This window comes from Methylobacterium dankookense, assembly GCF_902141855.1.
GTDB lineage: Bacteria > Pseudomonadota > Alphaproteobacteria > Rhizobiales > Beijerinckiaceae > Methylobacterium > Methylobacterium dankookense.
Map to the genome: position 1 here is coordinate 43,173 of NZ_CABFVH010000021.1, position 15,466 is coordinate 58,638.

Annotated in this window: 15 protein-coding genes; 3 read left to right on the top strand and 12 right to left on the bottom strand. The window is 70.8% G+C overall.

What is annotated here, in order from left to right; translation table 11 throughout:
- Positions 1–100 precede the first annotated feature (100 nt).
- The 7 genes from MTDSW087_RS16390 to eno all read right to left on the bottom strand — a co-directional run bounded on the left by MTDSW087_RS16390 (position 101) and on the right by eno (position 6,729).
- On the bottom strand, positions 101–1,519 hold the full coding sequence (locus MTDSW087_RS16390) for a pyruvate dehydrogenase complex dihydrolipoamide acetyltransferase (RefSeq protein ID WP_144765743.1): 1,419 nt from the start codon (positions 1,517–1,519) through the stop codon (positions 101–103).
- A gap of 98 nt (positions 1,520–1,617) precedes the next feature.
- Positions 1,618–1,893 carry a DUF5076 domain-containing protein gene (locus tag MTDSW087_RS16395; RefSeq protein WP_144765745.1) on the bottom strand — a complete coding sequence of 92 codons (276 nt, stop codon included), beginning with the start codon at positions 1,891–1,893 and terminating at the stop codon, positions 1,618–1,620.
- A gap of 64 nt (positions 1,894–1,957) precedes the next feature.
- A complete protein-coding gene (locus tag MTDSW087_RS16400) occupies positions 1,958–3,403 on the bottom strand; it encodes a pyruvate dehydrogenase complex E1 component subunit beta (protein ID WP_144765747.1) in 1,446 nt (481 codons plus the stop codon).
- A 61-nt stretch (positions 3,404–3,464) separates the two neighbouring features.
- A complete protein-coding gene (gene pdhA, locus MTDSW087_RS16405; RefSeq protein WP_144765749.1) occupies positions 3,465–4,529 on the bottom strand; it encodes a pyruvate dehydrogenase (acetyl-transferring) E1 component subunit alpha in 1,065 nt (354 codons plus the stop codon).
- 130 nt (positions 4,530–4,659) lie between these two features.
- Positions 4,660–4,971, bottom strand: coding sequence for an FtsB family cell division protein (locus MTDSW087_RS16410; protein ID WP_144765751.1), 312 nt, complete (start codon positions 4,969–4,971; stop codon positions 4,660–4,662).
- 34 nt (positions 4,972–5,005) lie between these two features.
- Entirely contained in the window at positions 5,006–5,443 is a 438-nt protein-coding gene (locus MTDSW087_RS30855; RefSeq protein ID WP_238179619.1) for a DUF3574 domain-containing protein, read from the bottom strand.
- Positions 5,440–6,729, bottom strand: a complete 1,290-nt coding sequence (gene eno / locus MTDSW087_RS16420) for a phosphopyruvate hydratase (RefSeq protein WP_144765755.1) — start codon at positions 6,727–6,729, stop codon at positions 5,440–5,442. Before eno ends, MTDSW087_RS30855 begins: the two co-directional genes overlap by 4 nt.
- Before the next feature lie 209 nt (positions 6,730–6,938).
- Here eno and queF point away from each other — a divergent pair, with 209 nt between their 5' ends.
- Positions 6,939–7,388, top strand: coding sequence for a preQ(1) synthase (gene queF, locus MTDSW087_RS16425; RefSeq protein WP_144765757.1), 450 nt, complete (start codon positions 6,939–6,941; stop codon positions 7,386–7,388).
- A 128-nt stretch (positions 7,389–7,516) separates the two neighbouring features.
- Here the strand turns inward: queF and MTDSW087_RS16430 are convergent, their stop codons facing one another.
- Positions 7,517–7,816 carry a hypothetical protein gene (locus MTDSW087_RS16430; RefSeq protein WP_144765759.1) on the bottom strand — a complete coding sequence of 100 codons (300 nt, stop codon included), beginning with the start codon at positions 7,814–7,816 and terminating at the stop codon, positions 7,517–7,519.
- A gap of 469 nt (positions 7,817–8,285) precedes the next feature.
- Between MTDSW087_RS16430 and MTDSW087_RS16435 the strand changes: the two genes are divergently transcribed.
- The gene (locus MTDSW087_RS16435) at positions 8,286–8,972 is read left to right on the top strand and encodes a class I SAM-dependent methyltransferase (RefSeq protein ID WP_280525276.1); all 687 of its coding nucleotides are present in this window, start codon (positions 8,286–8,288) and stop codon (positions 8,970–8,972) included.
- Positions 8,973–9,092: 120 nt separating this feature from the next.
- Here MTDSW087_RS16435 and kdsA read toward each other — a convergent pair whose 3' ends face one another.
- The 3 genes from kdsA to MTDSW087_RS16450 form a co-directional block, all read right to left on the bottom strand.
- Entirely contained in the window at positions 9,093–9,944 is an 852-nt protein-coding gene (gene kdsA, locus MTDSW087_RS16440; protein WP_144765763.1) for a 3-deoxy-8-phosphooctulonate synthase, read from the bottom strand.
- A gap of 9 nt (positions 9,945–9,953) precedes the next feature.
- Positions 9,954–10,457 carry a hypothetical protein gene (locus tag MTDSW087_RS16445; RefSeq protein WP_144765765.1) on the bottom strand — a complete coding sequence of 168 codons (504 nt, stop codon included), beginning with the start codon at positions 10,455–10,457 and terminating at the stop codon, positions 9,954–9,956.
- Between the two features lie 155 nt (positions 10,458–10,612).
- Complete coding sequence (locus MTDSW087_RS16450) at positions 10,613–12,142, bottom strand: Do family serine endopeptidase (protein WP_144765767.1); 1,530 nt, start codon at positions 12,140–12,142, stop codon at positions 10,613–10,615.
- A gap of 215 nt (positions 12,143–12,357) precedes the next feature.
- Between MTDSW087_RS16450 and sugE the strand changes: the two genes are divergently transcribed.
- Positions 12,358–12,672, top strand: a complete 315-nt coding sequence (sugE, locus tag MTDSW087_RS16455; RefSeq protein WP_144765769.1) for a quaternary ammonium compound efflux SMR transporter SugE — start codon at positions 12,358–12,360, stop codon at positions 12,670–12,672.
- A gap of 6 nt (positions 12,673–12,678) precedes the next feature.
- Here sugE and MTDSW087_RS16460 read toward each other — a convergent pair whose 3' ends face one another.
- Positions 12,679–15,393: a valine--tRNA ligase gene (locus MTDSW087_RS16460; RefSeq protein ID WP_144765771.1), complete on the bottom strand. Its 2,715-nt coding sequence runs from the start codon at positions 15,391–15,393 to the stop codon at positions 12,679–12,681.
- Positions 15,394–15,466 lie beyond the last annotated feature (73 nt).

The window sequence follows — 15,466 nt, forward strand, 5'->3', positions numbered from 1 at the left end:
GACTGGGGTGGTCCTGACGGCGCCGCAGAGCCCCATCCGGCACCACCCCCACCTCCGGCTCCTCCCCGCAAGGGGGAGGAGAGATGGCCGCAGCGCCGGCTCAGACCAGCATGCCCATCGGGTTCTCGATCAGGCCCTTGAAGGCCGAGACCAGTTCGGCGCCGAGCGCCCCGTCGAGCACCCGGTGGTCGCAGGACAGCGTGCAGGTCATCACCTGCACCACGGCGGGCTGGCCGTCCTTCACCACGACGCGCTTCTCGCCGGCGCCCACCGCCAGGATGCTCGATTGCGGCGGGTTGATCACCGCGGTGAACTGCTTGATCCCGAACATGCCGAGATTGGACACCGAGGTGACGCCGCCCTGGTACTCCTCGGGCTTCAGCTTCTTGGCGCGGGCGCGGACGGCGAAGTCCTTCATCTCGTTGGAGATGGTCGAGAGCGTCTTCTCGTTGGCCCGGCGGATGACGGGGGTGAACAGGCCGCCGTCGATGGCCACCGCGACGCCGACCTCGGCATGCTTGAAGCGCAGGATGCGGTCCTCGGCCCAGACGGCGTTGGCCGCCGGCACGCGGGTGAGCGCAAGGCCCATCGCCTTGATGACGAAGTCGTTGACCGAGAGCTTGAACAGCGGCTTGCCGTCCTTGTCCTTGCCGGACGAGGCGTTCAGCGTTTCGCGCAGCTTCATCAACGCGTCGAGCTCGCAATCGACGGTGAGGTAGAAGTGCGGGGCCACCTGCATCGCCTCGGTGAGGCGCTTGGCGATGGTCTTGCGCATGCCGTCGAGGGGGACCTCCTCGTAGGCGTCCTTGGCGAAGAAGCCCTTGACCTGATCGAGCGAGAGCCCGGCCGGCGCAGCGGCGGCGGCTTTCGGAGCGGGGGCGGCGGGCGCAGCCTTCGGCGCCTCGGCGGCGGCTTTCTCTGCCTCGGCGGCGGCCTGGGGGGGCTTGGTCGCGCCGGAGGCCTTCGCCGCCTGCACGTCGCGGGCGATGATGCGCCCGCGCGGACCGGAGCCTTCCACCGCAGCGAGGTCGACGCCGTCCTGCTTGGCGATGCGGCGCGCGAGCGGCGAGGCGAAGACGCGGCCACCCTCAGACGCGGCGGCGGGCTTCGCGTCTGCCTTGGCCTCACCCTTGGCCGCGTCCGGCGCCTCGTTCACCCGCTCATAGGCCATGTGGCCGCCGCCGGGCGTGGTGTTCTGCGCCGCCGGGGTCTCGGTGGGCTTCGGCGCCTCCGCCTGCTTGGACGCGCCGCCCGACGCCGCCGCCGAGACGTCCTCGCCGTCGGCGGCGATGATGGCGATCAGGTCGTTGACCGGCACGTCCGCCGTGCCCTCGGGCACCACGATCTTGGCGAGGACACCCTCGTCGATGGCCTCGACCTCCATCGTGGCCTTGTCGGTCTCGATCTCGGCGAGCACGTCGCCGGACTTGACCGCGTCGCCCTCCTTCTTGAGCCACTTGGCGAGGTTGCCCTTCTCCATGGTCGGGGAGAGCGCGGGCATCAGCACGTTGATGGGCATGGCGTCAGGTCTCGGGCTGGGCCGGGGCGGCGGGATCGGCGAAGGGGAACGGGGCGTCGAGCGGGAACGGTCTCAGCCATGGGCGCGGTTCGCCATCGCTAGTTGAGGCCGTCGCGGTCGAGGCTCTCCGCCTCGAAGCCGGCGCGGATGCGCGCGAAGGCCTCCTCCTCCGACATCTCGGTCTCCAGCGCGTAGGCGCGGGCCGCCTGCCGGGCGAGGTCGATGAGGAGGCGCCCCCAGGTCGCGGGGTCGTCGAAGGAGCGGCGGAGCGCGACGCTCACCGCGCCGTCCACCACGATGGCGCGCAGCACCTCGACGCCGCCGTTCTCGGCGACGTCGGGCGGCACGGAGAGTTCTTGGAAAGTCTCGCTCACGGCAGCAGCCCTCTCTGGATCCCCGGCGCGCCGAACACGCCGGGGCGATGAGCGGCGCGCGGGCCTACTTGTAGCAAACGCTCTTCGCCGCCTCGACGACCTCGGCCACCGAGGGCAGCGCGAGCTTCTCGAGGTTCGCCGCGTAGGGCATCGGCACGTCCTTGCCGGTGATGCGCAGGACCGGCGCGTCGAGATAGTCGAAGGCGTCGACCATCAGCCGGGCCGAGATCTCGGCGCCGACGCCCGATTGCGGGAAGCCCTCCTCGACGGTGATGCAGCGGCCGGTCTTCTTGACCGACTCGACCACCGTGTCGGTGTCCATCGGGCGGATGGTGCGCAGGTCGATCACCTCGGCCTCGATGCCTTGCTCGGCGAGAGCCTGCGCGGCCTTGAGCGCGTAGGTCATGCCGATGGCGAAGGAGACGATGGTCACGTCCGTGCCCGGGCGGTGGATCTTCGCCTTGCCGATCGGCAGCACGAAATCCTCCAGCTTCGGCACCGGGAAGGACTGGCCGTAGAGGATCTCGTTCTCGAGGAAGATCACCGGGTTCGGGTCGCGGATCGCGGCCTTGAGCAGGCCCTTGGCGTCCGAGGCCGTGTAGGGGGCGATCACCTTGAGGCCGGGCACGTTCGAGTACCAGGCCGAATAGTCGTGGCTGTGCTGGGCGGCCACGCGGGCGGCGGCGCCGTTGGGGCCGCGGAACACGATCGGGCAGCCGAGCTGGCCGCCGGACATGTAGAGGGTCTTGGCCGCCGAGTTGATGATCTGGTCGATCGCCTGCATGGCGAAGTTGAAGGTCATGAACTCCACGATCGGCTTCAGGCCGGCGAGCGCCGCGCCGACGCCGATGCCGGCGAAGCCGTGCTCGGTGATCGGCGTGTCGACCACGCGCTTGGCGCCGAATTCCTGCAGCAGGTTCTGCGTGACCTTGTAGGCGCCCTGGTACTCGGCGACCTCCTCGCCCATGACGAAGACGTCGGGGTCGCGGCGCATCTCCTCGGCCATGGCGTCGCGCAGGGCCTCGCGCACGGTCTGGGTGACCATCGGCGTGTCGGCCGGGAACTCGGCCATCACCGGTGCCTCGGCCTTGTTGGTGATCACGGCCGGCGCCGCCGGGGCGCGGGGCGCATCCTCGCCGGACTTGGCGACCGGCGCCGGCTTCTCGGCCTGGCCCTCCGCCTGCATGTCCGGGGTCGGGGCCGGCGGGCCGCCGGAGCCGTTGGGCTTGGCCTTGCCGCCGCCGGAGGCCGCGGCGGAGACGTCCTCGCCCTCGGCGGCGATGATCGCGATCGGCGTGTTGACGGCGACGCCCTCGGTGCCCTCCTCGATCAGGATCTTGGCGAGCACGCCCTCGTCGATGGCCTCGACCTCCATCGTGGCCTTGTCGGTCTCGATCTCGGCGAGCACGTCGCCGGACTTGACCGCGTCGCCCTCCTTCTTGAGCCACTTGGCGAGCTTGCCCTCCTCCATGGTGGGCGAGAGGGCGGGCATGAGGATGTCGGTCGCCATGTCTTGCTCTGTGGTGGGGCTGCGGGGCGGCCTGGAAGGGATCTGCGGAGCGCGCGCCGGCTCAGGCGTTCGCTTCGAGCAGGATGTCGGTCCACAGCTCGGACGGATCCGGCTCGGGATCGTTCGTCGCGAACTCGGCGGAGTCGTTGACGATCTCGCGCGCCTTGGCGTCGGTGGCCTTGAGGTCGGCCTCGGGCACGCCGTGCAATTCGAGCAGGCGCTTGCGCACCATCTCGATCGGGTCGTGCTCGTCGCGCATCTTGGACACCTCGTCCTTCGACCGGTACTTGGCCGGGTCGGACATGGAGTGGCCACGATAGCGGTAGGTCTGCATCTCCAGGATGTAGGGGCCCTGGCCCGAGCGGGCATGCTCGATGGCGCGGGTGGCGGCCTCGCGCACCGTGCGCACGTCCATGCCGTCCACCTGCTCGCCGGGGATGCCGAAGGAGAGGCCGCGCTTCGAGAAATCCGTCTGCGCCGAGGCGCGGGCCACCGAGGTGCCCATGGCGTAGCGGTTGTTCTCGATGACGTAGACGACCGGCAGCTTCCAGAGGGCCGCCATGTTGAAGCTCTCGTAGACCTGGCCCTGGTTGGCTGCGCCGTCGCCCATATAGGTCAGGCTGACCTTGCCGTTCTCGCGGTAATGGTCGGCGAAGGCGAGGCCCGTGCCGAGCGAGACCTGGGCGCCGACGATGCCGTGGCCGCCGAAGAACTGCTTCTCGCGGCTGAACATGTGCATCGAGCCGCCCTTGCCGCGGGAATAGCCCCCGCGCCGTCCGGTCAGCTCGGCCATCACCCCCTTCGGGTCCATGCCGCAGGCGAGCATGTGGCCGTGGTCGCGGTAGCCGGTGATGACCTGGTCGCCCTCGACCGAGGCCATCTGCATGCCGATCACCACGGCCTCCTGGCCGATATAGAGGTGGCAGAAGCCGCCGATCAGGCCCATGCCGTAGAGCTGGCCCGCCTTCTCCTCGAAGCGGCGGATCAGCAGCATCTCGTGATAGGCGTGGAGGTCTTCGTCGCGGCTGAACTGGGGCGCATTGGGCGCCGGCCGGTGGGCGGCCTCGGCTTTCTGCGGGGTGGCGGCGTCAGGCTTCGATTGTCCCGCGTTCTTTGCGGCGGCCATCGCTTGCTCCCCGGCATTTGTCCGTTGCGAGGATCGTTTAGGCCAGGAAACCGGCGATGGCGAGGGCCGTTCCTCTGACAGGACGCCGCGATCTGTCAGGACGTGGTGACCAGCCGGTCAGATAGACTGTTCAGGGGGTGATAATGACCACGTCGTTGGCATGCACGCGACCGAGAACGATTCGGGCGCGCTCTTCCAGGAGGTCGCGGTCGATCTGCTCGCTGCGCAGGAGCGCCACGCGATGCTCCCAGGTCGCGCGCTCGGCCTTCGCCGCGGCGAGTTCCTGGGACAGCCCGTAAGCCTCGATCTTCAGGGCGCGCTTGGCCTCGAGGCCGCGGTTCCCGCTCTCCGCCTGATAGACGAAATAGCCGACGACGAGGGCCGACACGGTCCAAAGACCGAGCGGGAGCACGACCATTCTGACGCGGCGACGGACGACCATGCGCCGACCATCGCCGCGCAGGGTTAGGAAATGCCTAACGGAACGAGGCGCAGGCGGGGCTGAGCACGAGGCCCACGGCTTCCTGCGCGAAGGCGGCCCGATAGGCGTCGCGGATCGCGTTGAGCGCAGCCAGCGTCTCCGGCCGGTCCTCTGCGACGACGAGGACGATGCGGGTGCGTTCGGCGCGCAGCCGCCCAGCGGCTCCCCGCCACTGGCCGTGGCCGGCGATCACGGTGAGGCCGTCGGGGAAAAGCGGGGTGATCCGGGCGGCGAGGAAGCGGCGCCATGCCGATTCGGGGATCGGCCGTCCATCGCGGCGCGAGAGGCCGAACAGGAGCTGCGCCGAGAGGGCGGGTTCGCCCTCTCGGCAGGTCGATGCGGTCTCCTGCGCGCCGGCCGCCGCCCCGAGGGCGAGCAGGGCCCCCGCCCCGAGGGCGAGCAGGAGCGCGCAGGCGGCGAGGATCCGGCTCAGCGGCGGGCGAGCTGCTTGATCGCGGCGCGGCCGGCGTAGCGACCCTGCGCGCCCAGGCCCTCCTCGATGCGGATGAGCTGGTTGTACTTGGCCAGTCTGTCCGAGCGGGCGAGCGAGCCGGTCTTGATCTGCCCGCAATTGGTGGCGACCGCGAGGTCCGCGATGGTCGAATCCTCGGTCTCGCCCGAGCGGTGCGACATCACAGCGGTGTAGCCGGCGCGCTGGGCCATATCGACCGCGGCCAGCGTCTCGGTGAGCGAGCCGATCTGGTTGACCTTGATCAGGATCGAGTTGGCCGTGCCGCTCTCGATGCCGCGCGACAGGCGCTCCACGTTCGTCACGAAGAGGTCGTCGCCGACGAGCTGGCAGCGGTCGCCGATCTTGTCGGTCAGCAGCTTCCAGCCCTGCCAGTCGTCCTCGGACATGCCGTCCTCGATCGACAGGATCGGGTACTTGCCGACGAGCTCGGCGAGGTAGTCGACCTGGGCCTCGATCGAGCGGGTCTTGCCCTCGCCCTCGTAATGGTAGGCGCCTTCCTTGAAGAACTCGGTCGCCGCGCAGTCGAGCGCCAGCACCATGTCCTGGCCCGGCTTGAAGCCGGCGGCCTGGATCGACTCCATGACGAAGTCCAGCGCCGCCTCGGCCGAGGGCAGGTTCGGGGCGAAGCCGCCCTCGTCGCCGACATTCGTGTTGTGACCCTTCTTCTTCAGGGCGCTCTTGAGGGTGTGGAACACCTCCGAGCCCATGCGCACCGCCTCGGCGATCGAGTCGGCGCCGACCGGCATGATCATGAATTCCTGGAAGTCGATCGGGTTGTCCGCATGCGCGCCGCCGTTGATGATGTTCATCATCGGCACCGGCAGCACCCGGCCCTGCACGCCGCCGACATAGCGGTAGAGGGGCAGGCCCGCGGTCTCGGCCGCGGCCTTGGCCACCGCCAGCGAGACGCCGAGGATGGCGTTGGCGCCGAGCCGCGCCTTGTTCGGGGTGCCGTCGAGATGGATCATCGCCTCGTCGACGGCGACCTGATCCTCCGCATCCATGCCGCCGATGGCGTCGAGGATCTCGGTCTGCACCGCCTCGACCGCCTGGCGCACGCCCTTGCCGCCGTAGCGGCCCTTGTCGCCGTCGCGCAGCTCCACCGCCTCGTGCGCGCCGGTCGAGGCGCCCGACGGAACCGCGGCGCGGCCGAACGAGCCGTCCTCCAAGAGCACGTCGACCTCGACGGTGGGATTGCCCCGGCTGTCCAGGATCTCGCGGGCGGCGATGTTGGTGATCGCGGTCATGGAAATCCCCTCAAGATTCGTCGTGCGGGCCGCGCGGGCGCCTTCGCCCGGATCGCGGAACGGTCGGCGGGCTTATCGGTCAAGCTCGGTCCCGCTTCAAGCGGTCGCATCCCTGTGCCGGCCGTTCGTCATGGGATGGCTGTCGCCCGCGACGCTGCATTGCCTGCCGTGCGGATGCAAGCCCGGCGCGCGCGCGCTATAGCCCGCGCATGACGAACGACGCTCTGCAGCTCGGCCAGGCCATCCCCCTCCCCGCCTCGCCCGAAGAGGCCCGCCTCGACCGGGTGCCCAACCCCCATGCCGATACGGATTACTGCGCCCGCTTCACCGCGCCCGAGTTCACCTCGCTCTGTCCGGTGACCGGCCAGCCCGATTTCGCGATCCTGGTGATCGACTACGTGCCGGACCGCTGGCTCGTCGAATCGAAGTCGCTGAAGCTTTATCTCGGGTCGTTCCGCAACCACGGCGCCTTCCACGAGGATTGCACGGTGGCCATCGGCAAGGCGCTCGCGGGGCTGCTGGAGCCGCGCTACCTGCGGATCGGCGGCTTCTGGTACCCGCGCGGCGGCATCCCGATCGACGTGTTCTGGCAGACCGGCGAGCCCCCGAAGACCGTGTGGCTGCCCGATCCCGGGGTTCCGCCCTACCGCGCGCGTTAGAGCGCTCTTGAGCCGAAGCGGACACCGGTTCGGCGAAAGAGAGCGCGTCAGGACAACGGCTCCGAGGCGCAAACGAGAAGGGCGGCCGGCTCGCGCCGACCGCCCCTGAAACCCGATGCGGCTTCCCCTTAATAGGGGTAGCCGTAGTAGCCATAGCCCGGCGCGGCGTAGCCGCCACCATAGCCGTCACGGTAGTAGGCGTCACGGGCGGCACCCGCCGCGATCGCGCCGGCGGCGAGGCCGGCGATGCCGAGGCCGACGGCGGCACCGGTCCCGATGCCGCGGCGGCCGCGATAGCCGCCATAGCCGTAGCCGGCATGCGGGGCGTAGCCGTGGCCGTAATAGCCGCGCGGGCGAGCGTCGGCCGAGGTCGCGGCGAAGGCGCCGAGCGACAGGGCGGCAACGGAAGCGATAGCGATCTTGCGCATGTGTCCCTTTCTCGATCTTGGATCGGAGTTGGACGGTCAACGCGAGCGTGACGGAAAGGGTTCCGCCAATCTTCGCCGGATTGGACCAAGTCACGCCCGCTCTCGGACGGTGCGGCCGGGCCACTCTCGCAAATGAATGCGACCTGAACGCGTTCGCCGACTTGTGAGACTTGTCCTGGCGCGAGGCATGAGCGGCGTTTGCTATGACGGTCGCGCCGGTCATACGACATCCGGGTGATCCCTTCGGGATGGCGGATGTCGCCTTCGCTCGAGCGCTGCGCGGGCTTGCCGATACCGCGTCCGGTCCGATCAACCGGGCGCGGTATCAGACCCGTCCTGGCCAGAATGCCTGCGAGGGGGCAGCTTGCCCCGGCTTCATCTCAGCACCGTCTCCGGCTTCGTGCCGCCGGAGACCTGTGCGAAGCGGGGCCGTGAAATCCGGCAGTGGAGCAGCTAGGCTGCACGCGCCATCTGGAGCCACCCGCGCATGGACACCCTCACGCTCATCCTCGACACCTTCGCCCCGATCGCCGGGCGCAGGATCCTCGATCTCGGTTGCGGGCCCGGGATCCTCGCCAAGGCGCTCGCGGCCGAGGGGGCTGACGTCACCGGCATCGATCCGGGCGAGGCTGCGATCGCGGCGGCCCGGTCCCGGGTTCCGGCGGGGCGCTTCGAGCAGGCTTCCGCCGAAGCCCTGCCCTTCGCGGATGCCGAATTCGACGGGGCGGTGATCCTCAACGCCCTGCACCACGTGCCGAACCCGCGCACCGCGCTCGCCGAGGCGGGGCGCGTGGTCGGCCCCGGCCGGCCGATCGTCGTGGTGGAGCCGCTCGCCGAGGGCAGCTTCTTCGCGGCGCTGAAGCCGATCGAGGACGAGACCGAGATCCGCGCCGCGGCGCAGGCGGCCATCGCCGCCGCGGTCGCCGGAGGCGCCTTCGCCTGCCGCCGCGACATGACCTTCGAGCGGCATGAGACCTTCGCGGACCTCGCCGCCTTCCTCGCCCGCGTCACCGCGGTGGATCCGGCCCGGCAGGCGGCGATCGAGGCCGACGCGGCCAACATCGCCGCCGCCTTCGAGGCTGCCGCGACCCGCACGCCAGAGGGCTACGGCCTCACGCAGCCCCTGCGGGCGCATGTCCTCGTGCCGGCGGGCTGACCGGACGGGTGCCGAGAGGGGTCATCCCTCTCGCGGGTCCAGGGCGGAGCCCTGGGGCTTCAAGCCAGGGCTCCGCCCCGGCACCCGGCCAAAGGGATGATCCCTTTGGAATCCCGATGATCAGAGGACGGGGCGGGCCTTGGCGAGCCTGTCGAAGGCGACGAGTTCGTCGAGCAGGGCCGGCATGGCCTTGAGCGGCACCATGTTCGGGCCGTCCGAGGGGGCGCGGTCGGGATCGGGATGGGTCTCGATGAACACGCCGGCCACGCCCACCGCCACGGCGGCGCGGGCGAGGACGGGCACGAACTCGCGCTGGCCGCCGGAGCTCGCCCCCTGCCCGCCCGGCTGCTGCACGGAGTGGGTCGCGTCGAACACCACCGGCGCGCCGCCCGTCACGCGCGCCATGATCGGCAGGCTGCGCATGTCCGAGACCAGGGTGTTGTAGCCGAAGGAGGCGCCGCGCTCGGTGACGATGACGTTCGGGTTGCCCGCCTGCGTCACCTTGGCGGCGACATGCGCCATGTCCCAGGGCGCCAGGAACTGGCCTTTCTTGACGTTGACGGCGCGGCCGGTGCGCGCGGCAGCGAGCAGGAGGTCGGTCTGCCGGCAGAGGAAGGCCGGGATCTGCAGCACGTCCACCGTCTCGGCCACCGGCGCACATTGCTCGGCCGCGTGCACGTCGGTGAGCACGGGAAGCCCGAGCGACTCGCGGATCTCGGCGAAGATCGGCAGCGCCCCCTCCAGGCCGAGGCCGCGCGCGGTGCTGCCGGAGGTGCGGTTCGCCTTGTCGAAGGAGGCCTTGAACACGAGCCCGAGCCCGAGCCGCGCGGCCATCTCCTTCAGCGCCGCGGCGATCTCCAGGGCGTGGCTGCGGCCCTCGAGCTGGCAGGGGCCGGCGATCAGGGCGAGCGGCAGGTGGTTGCCGAAGGCGGCGTCGCCGACGCGGACGGTGATGGGCTGTTCGTTCGACATGCCCTGCCTCTAGCCGGCCTGGGCGCTCCGCGGAAGGTGCGCCTTGCGATGCAGGATTGCGCCCCGGTCCATCTCGACGACGCAGATGGTGAGCAGCCCGGCGAGGCTGTCGCCGCGCGGTCCGGTCTCGCAGCGCAGGGAGAGGCGTCCGTCCCGGCCCTGCATCGGCGCCCCGGCGAGGAGCGAATCCTGGTGGAGGCGCAGGGCCAGAGCCTCGGCGCGTCCCGGCTCCGTCCCGGCGAGCGCCTGTGCGGCGAGGCCGACCAGGGCGAAGAAGCGCGGAATCGGCTCGCGGTCGAGGGCGCCGAGGACGATCCGCCGCGGCGCGCGGCAATCGAGGCTCATCCGCTCCGCATCGGCGGCCCGGAACACTGCCCCCGGCTCCGCCCGCCCGGCCAGCGAGGCGCCGGTGACGCGGATCACCCGGGCGGCGAGCGCGTCGCAGGACTCCGCGCGCGCGCCGGTGGGGGCGAGCGTCGCGGCGAGGAGAAGCAGGGCGGGAGCGGCGCGCATCCTGGCGTCCTCGGAGCCTCCGGCGGGCGCCGCCCCATGGGGCGCCCGCCGGGGCTTCATAGCCTGCCGCGGCAGGCCGGGAAACCGCGGCCCCAACAGGCAGCGCCGGCCCCCGCGAGAGGGCCGGCGCTTCCGTGAAGGGCCCTGGACCTGGATCAGCCGGCCTTGCTCAGCGACACCGCGACGAAGCGGGTGACGCCCTTGCCGTTCTTGACCCGCATCAGCACCGCCTTGCGGCCCGACGACTCGGCGGCACGGATCTGCGCGGCGACGTCGGAGGGCTTCGACACGCTCTTGCCGCCGACATCGAGGATCAGGTCGCCCTGCTCGATGCCCTTGGCCGCCGCCGGCCCGTCCGGATCGACCTCGACCACCGCCACGCCCTGGTCGGCGAGGCCGACATCCGAGGCCGGGGCGAGGTTGAGGCCCAGCCGCGGCTGGCCGTTGGCGGTGTCGCTGTCGCGGGTCGCGACCTTGGTGCCCTCGTTCGGCAGAGCGCCGAGGGTGATCGTGGCGGTGTCGGCCTTGCCGCCGCGCAGGTAGGCGATGTCGACCTTGGCGCCGGGCTTCAGCCCCGCGATCCGGCGCGACAGCTCCCGGGCGTCGTTGACGGGATTGCCGTCGACCTTCTCGATCACGTCGCCGGACTTGATACCGGCCTTGGCGGCGGGCGTGCCGTCCTCGGCATGGTCGACGAGGGCACCCTTCGGCCGGTCGAGGCCGAGCCCTTCCGCGATGTCCTGCGTCACCGGCTGGACCTGCACGCCGAGATAGCCGCGGGCGACCTTGCCGTCCGTGCGGAGCTGCTCGACCACCGCCTGCACCGTCTCGGCCGGGATCGCGAAGGCGAGGCCGACGCTGCCGCCCGACGGCGAGGCGATCGCGGTGTTCACCCCCACCACCTCGCCGTTGACGTTGAAGGTGGGGCCGCCCGAATTGCCCTTGTTGATCGGCGCGTCGATCTGCAGGAAGTCGTCGTAGGGGCCGGCGCCGATGTCGCGGCCGCGGGCCGAGACGATGCCCGCCGTCACCGTGCCGCCGAGGCCGAACGGGTTGCCGATCGCCACCACCCAGTCGCCGACCCGCGGCGCGCCCTTGCCGAACTGGACGTAGGGGTAGCTGCCCGCGTCGTTGATCTTGAGCAGCGCGATGTCGGTCTTCGAATCCTTGCCGATCACCTTGGCGTCGAGGGTGCGGCCGTCGTCGAGGGTCACCTGCACGGTCTTGGCGTGGTCCACCACGTGGTTGTTGGTCACCACGTAGCCGTCGGCCGAGATGATGAAGCCCGAGCCCACGGCGCCGCGGCCGCCCTGGCGCTGCTGGGGCATGCCGGGCTGGCCGTTCTGGCCGAAGCGGCGGAAGAACTCGCGCAGCTGCGGCGGCACGTTCTGGAGGCTGCGGCCGCCTTGGCTGCCCTGGCCGGGGCCGTCCTCGTCGTCCGCGCCCGCCGTGTCGTCGAGCTTCACCTTCACCGAGACGACGCCGGGCTTCACCTTGTCGACGACGTTGGCGAAGGAGCCCGGCGGGTGCTCGGGCGCCTCGATCGGGGTCTTCGGCAGGGCCTGGGCGTAGGCGGGCGTGGCCGAGGGCAGGTAGGCGCTGCCGACGGCGCCGCCCGCGACGAGCGCGGCGGCGGCGACGGAAGCGAGGGCGCGGCGCGAAGGGCGGGTCTGGGTCTCGGGCATCGGGGTCTCCGGTGGGCAGGTCTCTCGCCGCGGAAGCGGCATGAGCCCGTCTTAGGGAGACGCCCCTGACCCGCCCGTGGCGGACGCATTACGGTTTCGTCAGGTTCGCCGTCTCCGCGTGCCGACCTCGTTCCGGGGGGGCGGCACATCCCCGCCTTGGCCGATGCGCGCCGATCGCGCACAGAGCAGCCGCAACCTGAGCGGAGAGGCGCATCGTGGCCTGGATCATCCTGTTCGTCGCCGGCCTTCTGGAGACCGGCTGGGCGATCGGCCTGAAATACACGGAGGGCTTCACGCGGCTCGTGCCCTCGGTGCTGACGCTCGTCACCATGGCGGCGAGCGTGGTGCTGCTGTCCCTGGCCTTGCGCACCCTGCCCGTGGGCACCGGCTACGCGGTCTGGACCGGGATCGGCGCGGTCGGCACCGCGATTCTCGGGATCGTGCTGTTCGATGAGCCGGCGACCGCCGCCCGCCTCGCCTGTATCGGGCTGATCGTGGCGGGGATCGCCGGGCTCAAGTTCGTGTCGTGAGCCGGCCTACCCCTCCAGCCGCGCCAGCGCTTCCCGGAGCTTGCCGAGCCGCTCGATCTCGGCGTCGCGGCGCTCGCGGTTCTCCTCGACGATCTCCTCCGGGGCACGCGCCACGAAGTCGGCATTGCCGAGCTTGGACTCGATCTTCTTGATCTCGCCCTCGGCCTTCACCGCCTCCTTCTGCAGGCGGGAAACCTCGGCGGCGAGGTCGACGATGCCCTCCAGCGGCAGGGCCGCGACGCTGCCGCGCACGAGGAGCTGCACCGAGTTCTTCGGCGCGGCCTCGGCAAAGGTGATCTCGGAGAGGCGGGCTAGGCGAACCAGCGTGTCACGCCATGCCTCGACGCGGGCACGCACCGCCTCGCTCGCGCCGACGAGGACGAGGGGCACCTGAGCGGCGGCCGGCACGCTGGTCTCGGAGCGGGCGGAGCGCACCTCGGAGACGAGATCGACCACGAAGCCGACCTCCGATTCCGCCTCGGCATCGGCGAGGCCGGCGAGATCCGGCCAGGGCGCCAGCGCCAGCATGCCGCGCTCCGGGACGGCCTCGCCCTTGATCGCCCAGAGCTCCTCCGTGAGGAAGGGCATGAACGGATGCAGGAGCTTGGCGATCTGGTCGATCAGGAAGGCCACCGTCTCCTGGGTCTCGGCCTTCTGGGCCGGATCGACGCCCTCGCCCTGGAGCACGGGCTTGGCCAGCTCCAGATACCAGTCGCAGAAGATGTTCCAGACGAAGCGGTAGGCGGCGGTGGCCGCGTCGTTGAAGCGGTAGGCGTCGAGCGCCCCCGCGACCTCGGCGACGGCGCGGGCGGCCTCGCCCAGCGCCCAGCGGTTGACCGGCTGGCGCACGCCCTCGGGGCGGAAGGCCGGATCGAGCCGGCAGCCGTTGAGCTCGGCGAAGCGGGCGGCGTTCCAGAGCTTCGTCGCGAAGTTGCGGTAGCCCTCGACCCGGTTGACCGCGAGCTTGATGTCGCGGCCCTGCGCCGCCATCGCGGCCAGGGTGAAGCGCAGCGCGTCGGCACCGTACTGGTCGATCAGCCCGAGCGGGTCGACCACGTTGCCCTTCGACTTCGACATCTTGGCGCCCGACGCGTCGCGCACCAGCGTGTGCAGGTAGACGGTCGAGAACGGCACCTGATCGGTGACGTGGAGGCCGAGCATCATCATGCGGGCGACCCAGAAGAACAGGATGTCCTTGCCGGTCACCAGGGTGCTGGTCGGGTAGAAGCGCGACAGCTCGGGCGTGCTCTCCGGCCAGCCGAGGGTCGAGAACGGCCAGAGGCCGGAGGAGAACCAGGTGTCGAGGACGTCCGGGTCGCGGGTGAGCGCGACGTCGCGCCCGCGCTCGGCCTTCGCCTTCTCAAGCGCCTCGGCCTCGTCATGGGCAACGTAGATGCCGCCCTCGTCGTCGTACCAGACCGGGATCTGGTGGCCCCACCAGAGCTGGCGCGAGATGCACCAGGGCTCGATGTTCTCCAGCCACTGGAAGAAGACCTTCTCGTAGTTGTCGGGCACGAACTTCGTCTGCCCGTCGCGCACGGCCTGGAGGGCGCGCTCGGCGAGCGGCTTGACGTTCACGTACCACTGGTCGGTGAGGTAGGGCTCGATCACGACGCCCGAGCGGTCGCCGTGCGGCACGGCATGGGTGTTCGGCTCGATCTGCCGGAGCCGGCCGCGCTCCTCCATCAGGGCGACGACGCGCTTGCGCGCCTCGAACCGGTCGAGGCCGTGCAGCGCCAGGGTCTCGGCCTCGGGCTGGGCATCGGCCAGGAAGGCCTCGTTGCCGGCGACAAGCATGCGCGCCTCGGCGTCGAGGATGTTGATGAGCGCGCAGCCATGGCGCTTGCCGACCTCGAAGTCGTTGAAGTCGTGCGCCGGGGTGATCTTCACCGCGCCGGTGCCCTTCTCGGGGTCGGAATATTCGTCGGCGACGATCGGGATCAGGCGGCCGACGAGGGGCAGGCGAACGCGCTTTCCGACGAGCCCTGTGTAGCGCTCGTCCTCCGGATGCACCGCGACGGCGGTGTCGCCGAGCATGGTCTCGGGGCGGGTGGTCGCCACCGTGATGACCGCGCCCGTCTCGGCGCCGGATTCATCCACGACCGGGTAGTCGAAGTGCCAGAGGTTGCCCTTGGTCTCGATCTGCTGGACCTCGAGGTCCGAGATCGCGGTCTGGAACTTCGGGTCCCAGTTCACGAGGCGCTTGTCGCGGTAGATCAGCCCCTGCGCATGCAGGTCCACGAAGACCTTGAGGACGGCGGCCGAGAGGCCCTCGTCCATGGTGAAGCGCTCGCGCGACCAGTCGCAGGAGGCGCCGAGCCGCTTGAGCTGGTTGACGATGGCGCCGCCCGATTCCGCCTTCCAGGCCCAGACCCGCTCGAGGAAGGCCTCGCGCCCGAGCGTCCTGCGGTCCGGCTCGCCGTCGGCGGCGAGCTTGCGCTCCACCACCATCTGCGTGGCGATGCCGGCATGGTCGGTGCCCGGCTGCCAGAGCACGTCCTTGCCCCGCATCCGCTCGAAGCGGCAGAGGATGTCCTGCAGCGTGTTGTTGAGGGCGTGCCCCATATGGAGCGTGCCCGTCACGTTCGGCGGCGGGATGACGATGCAGAAGGGCTCGGCCCCCGCGCGCTCGGGCCGGCCGGCGCGGAAGGCCTGGCCTTCCTCCCAGGCGGTGGCGACGCGCGCCTCGACGGCGGCCGGGTCGAAGGTCTTGTCCATCATGGGAAGTGCGGGCCCGCGGGGCTGTCCTGAGGAAGCGCCCGCTTTCAACCCGCCGGGGCCCCCGCGTCAACAC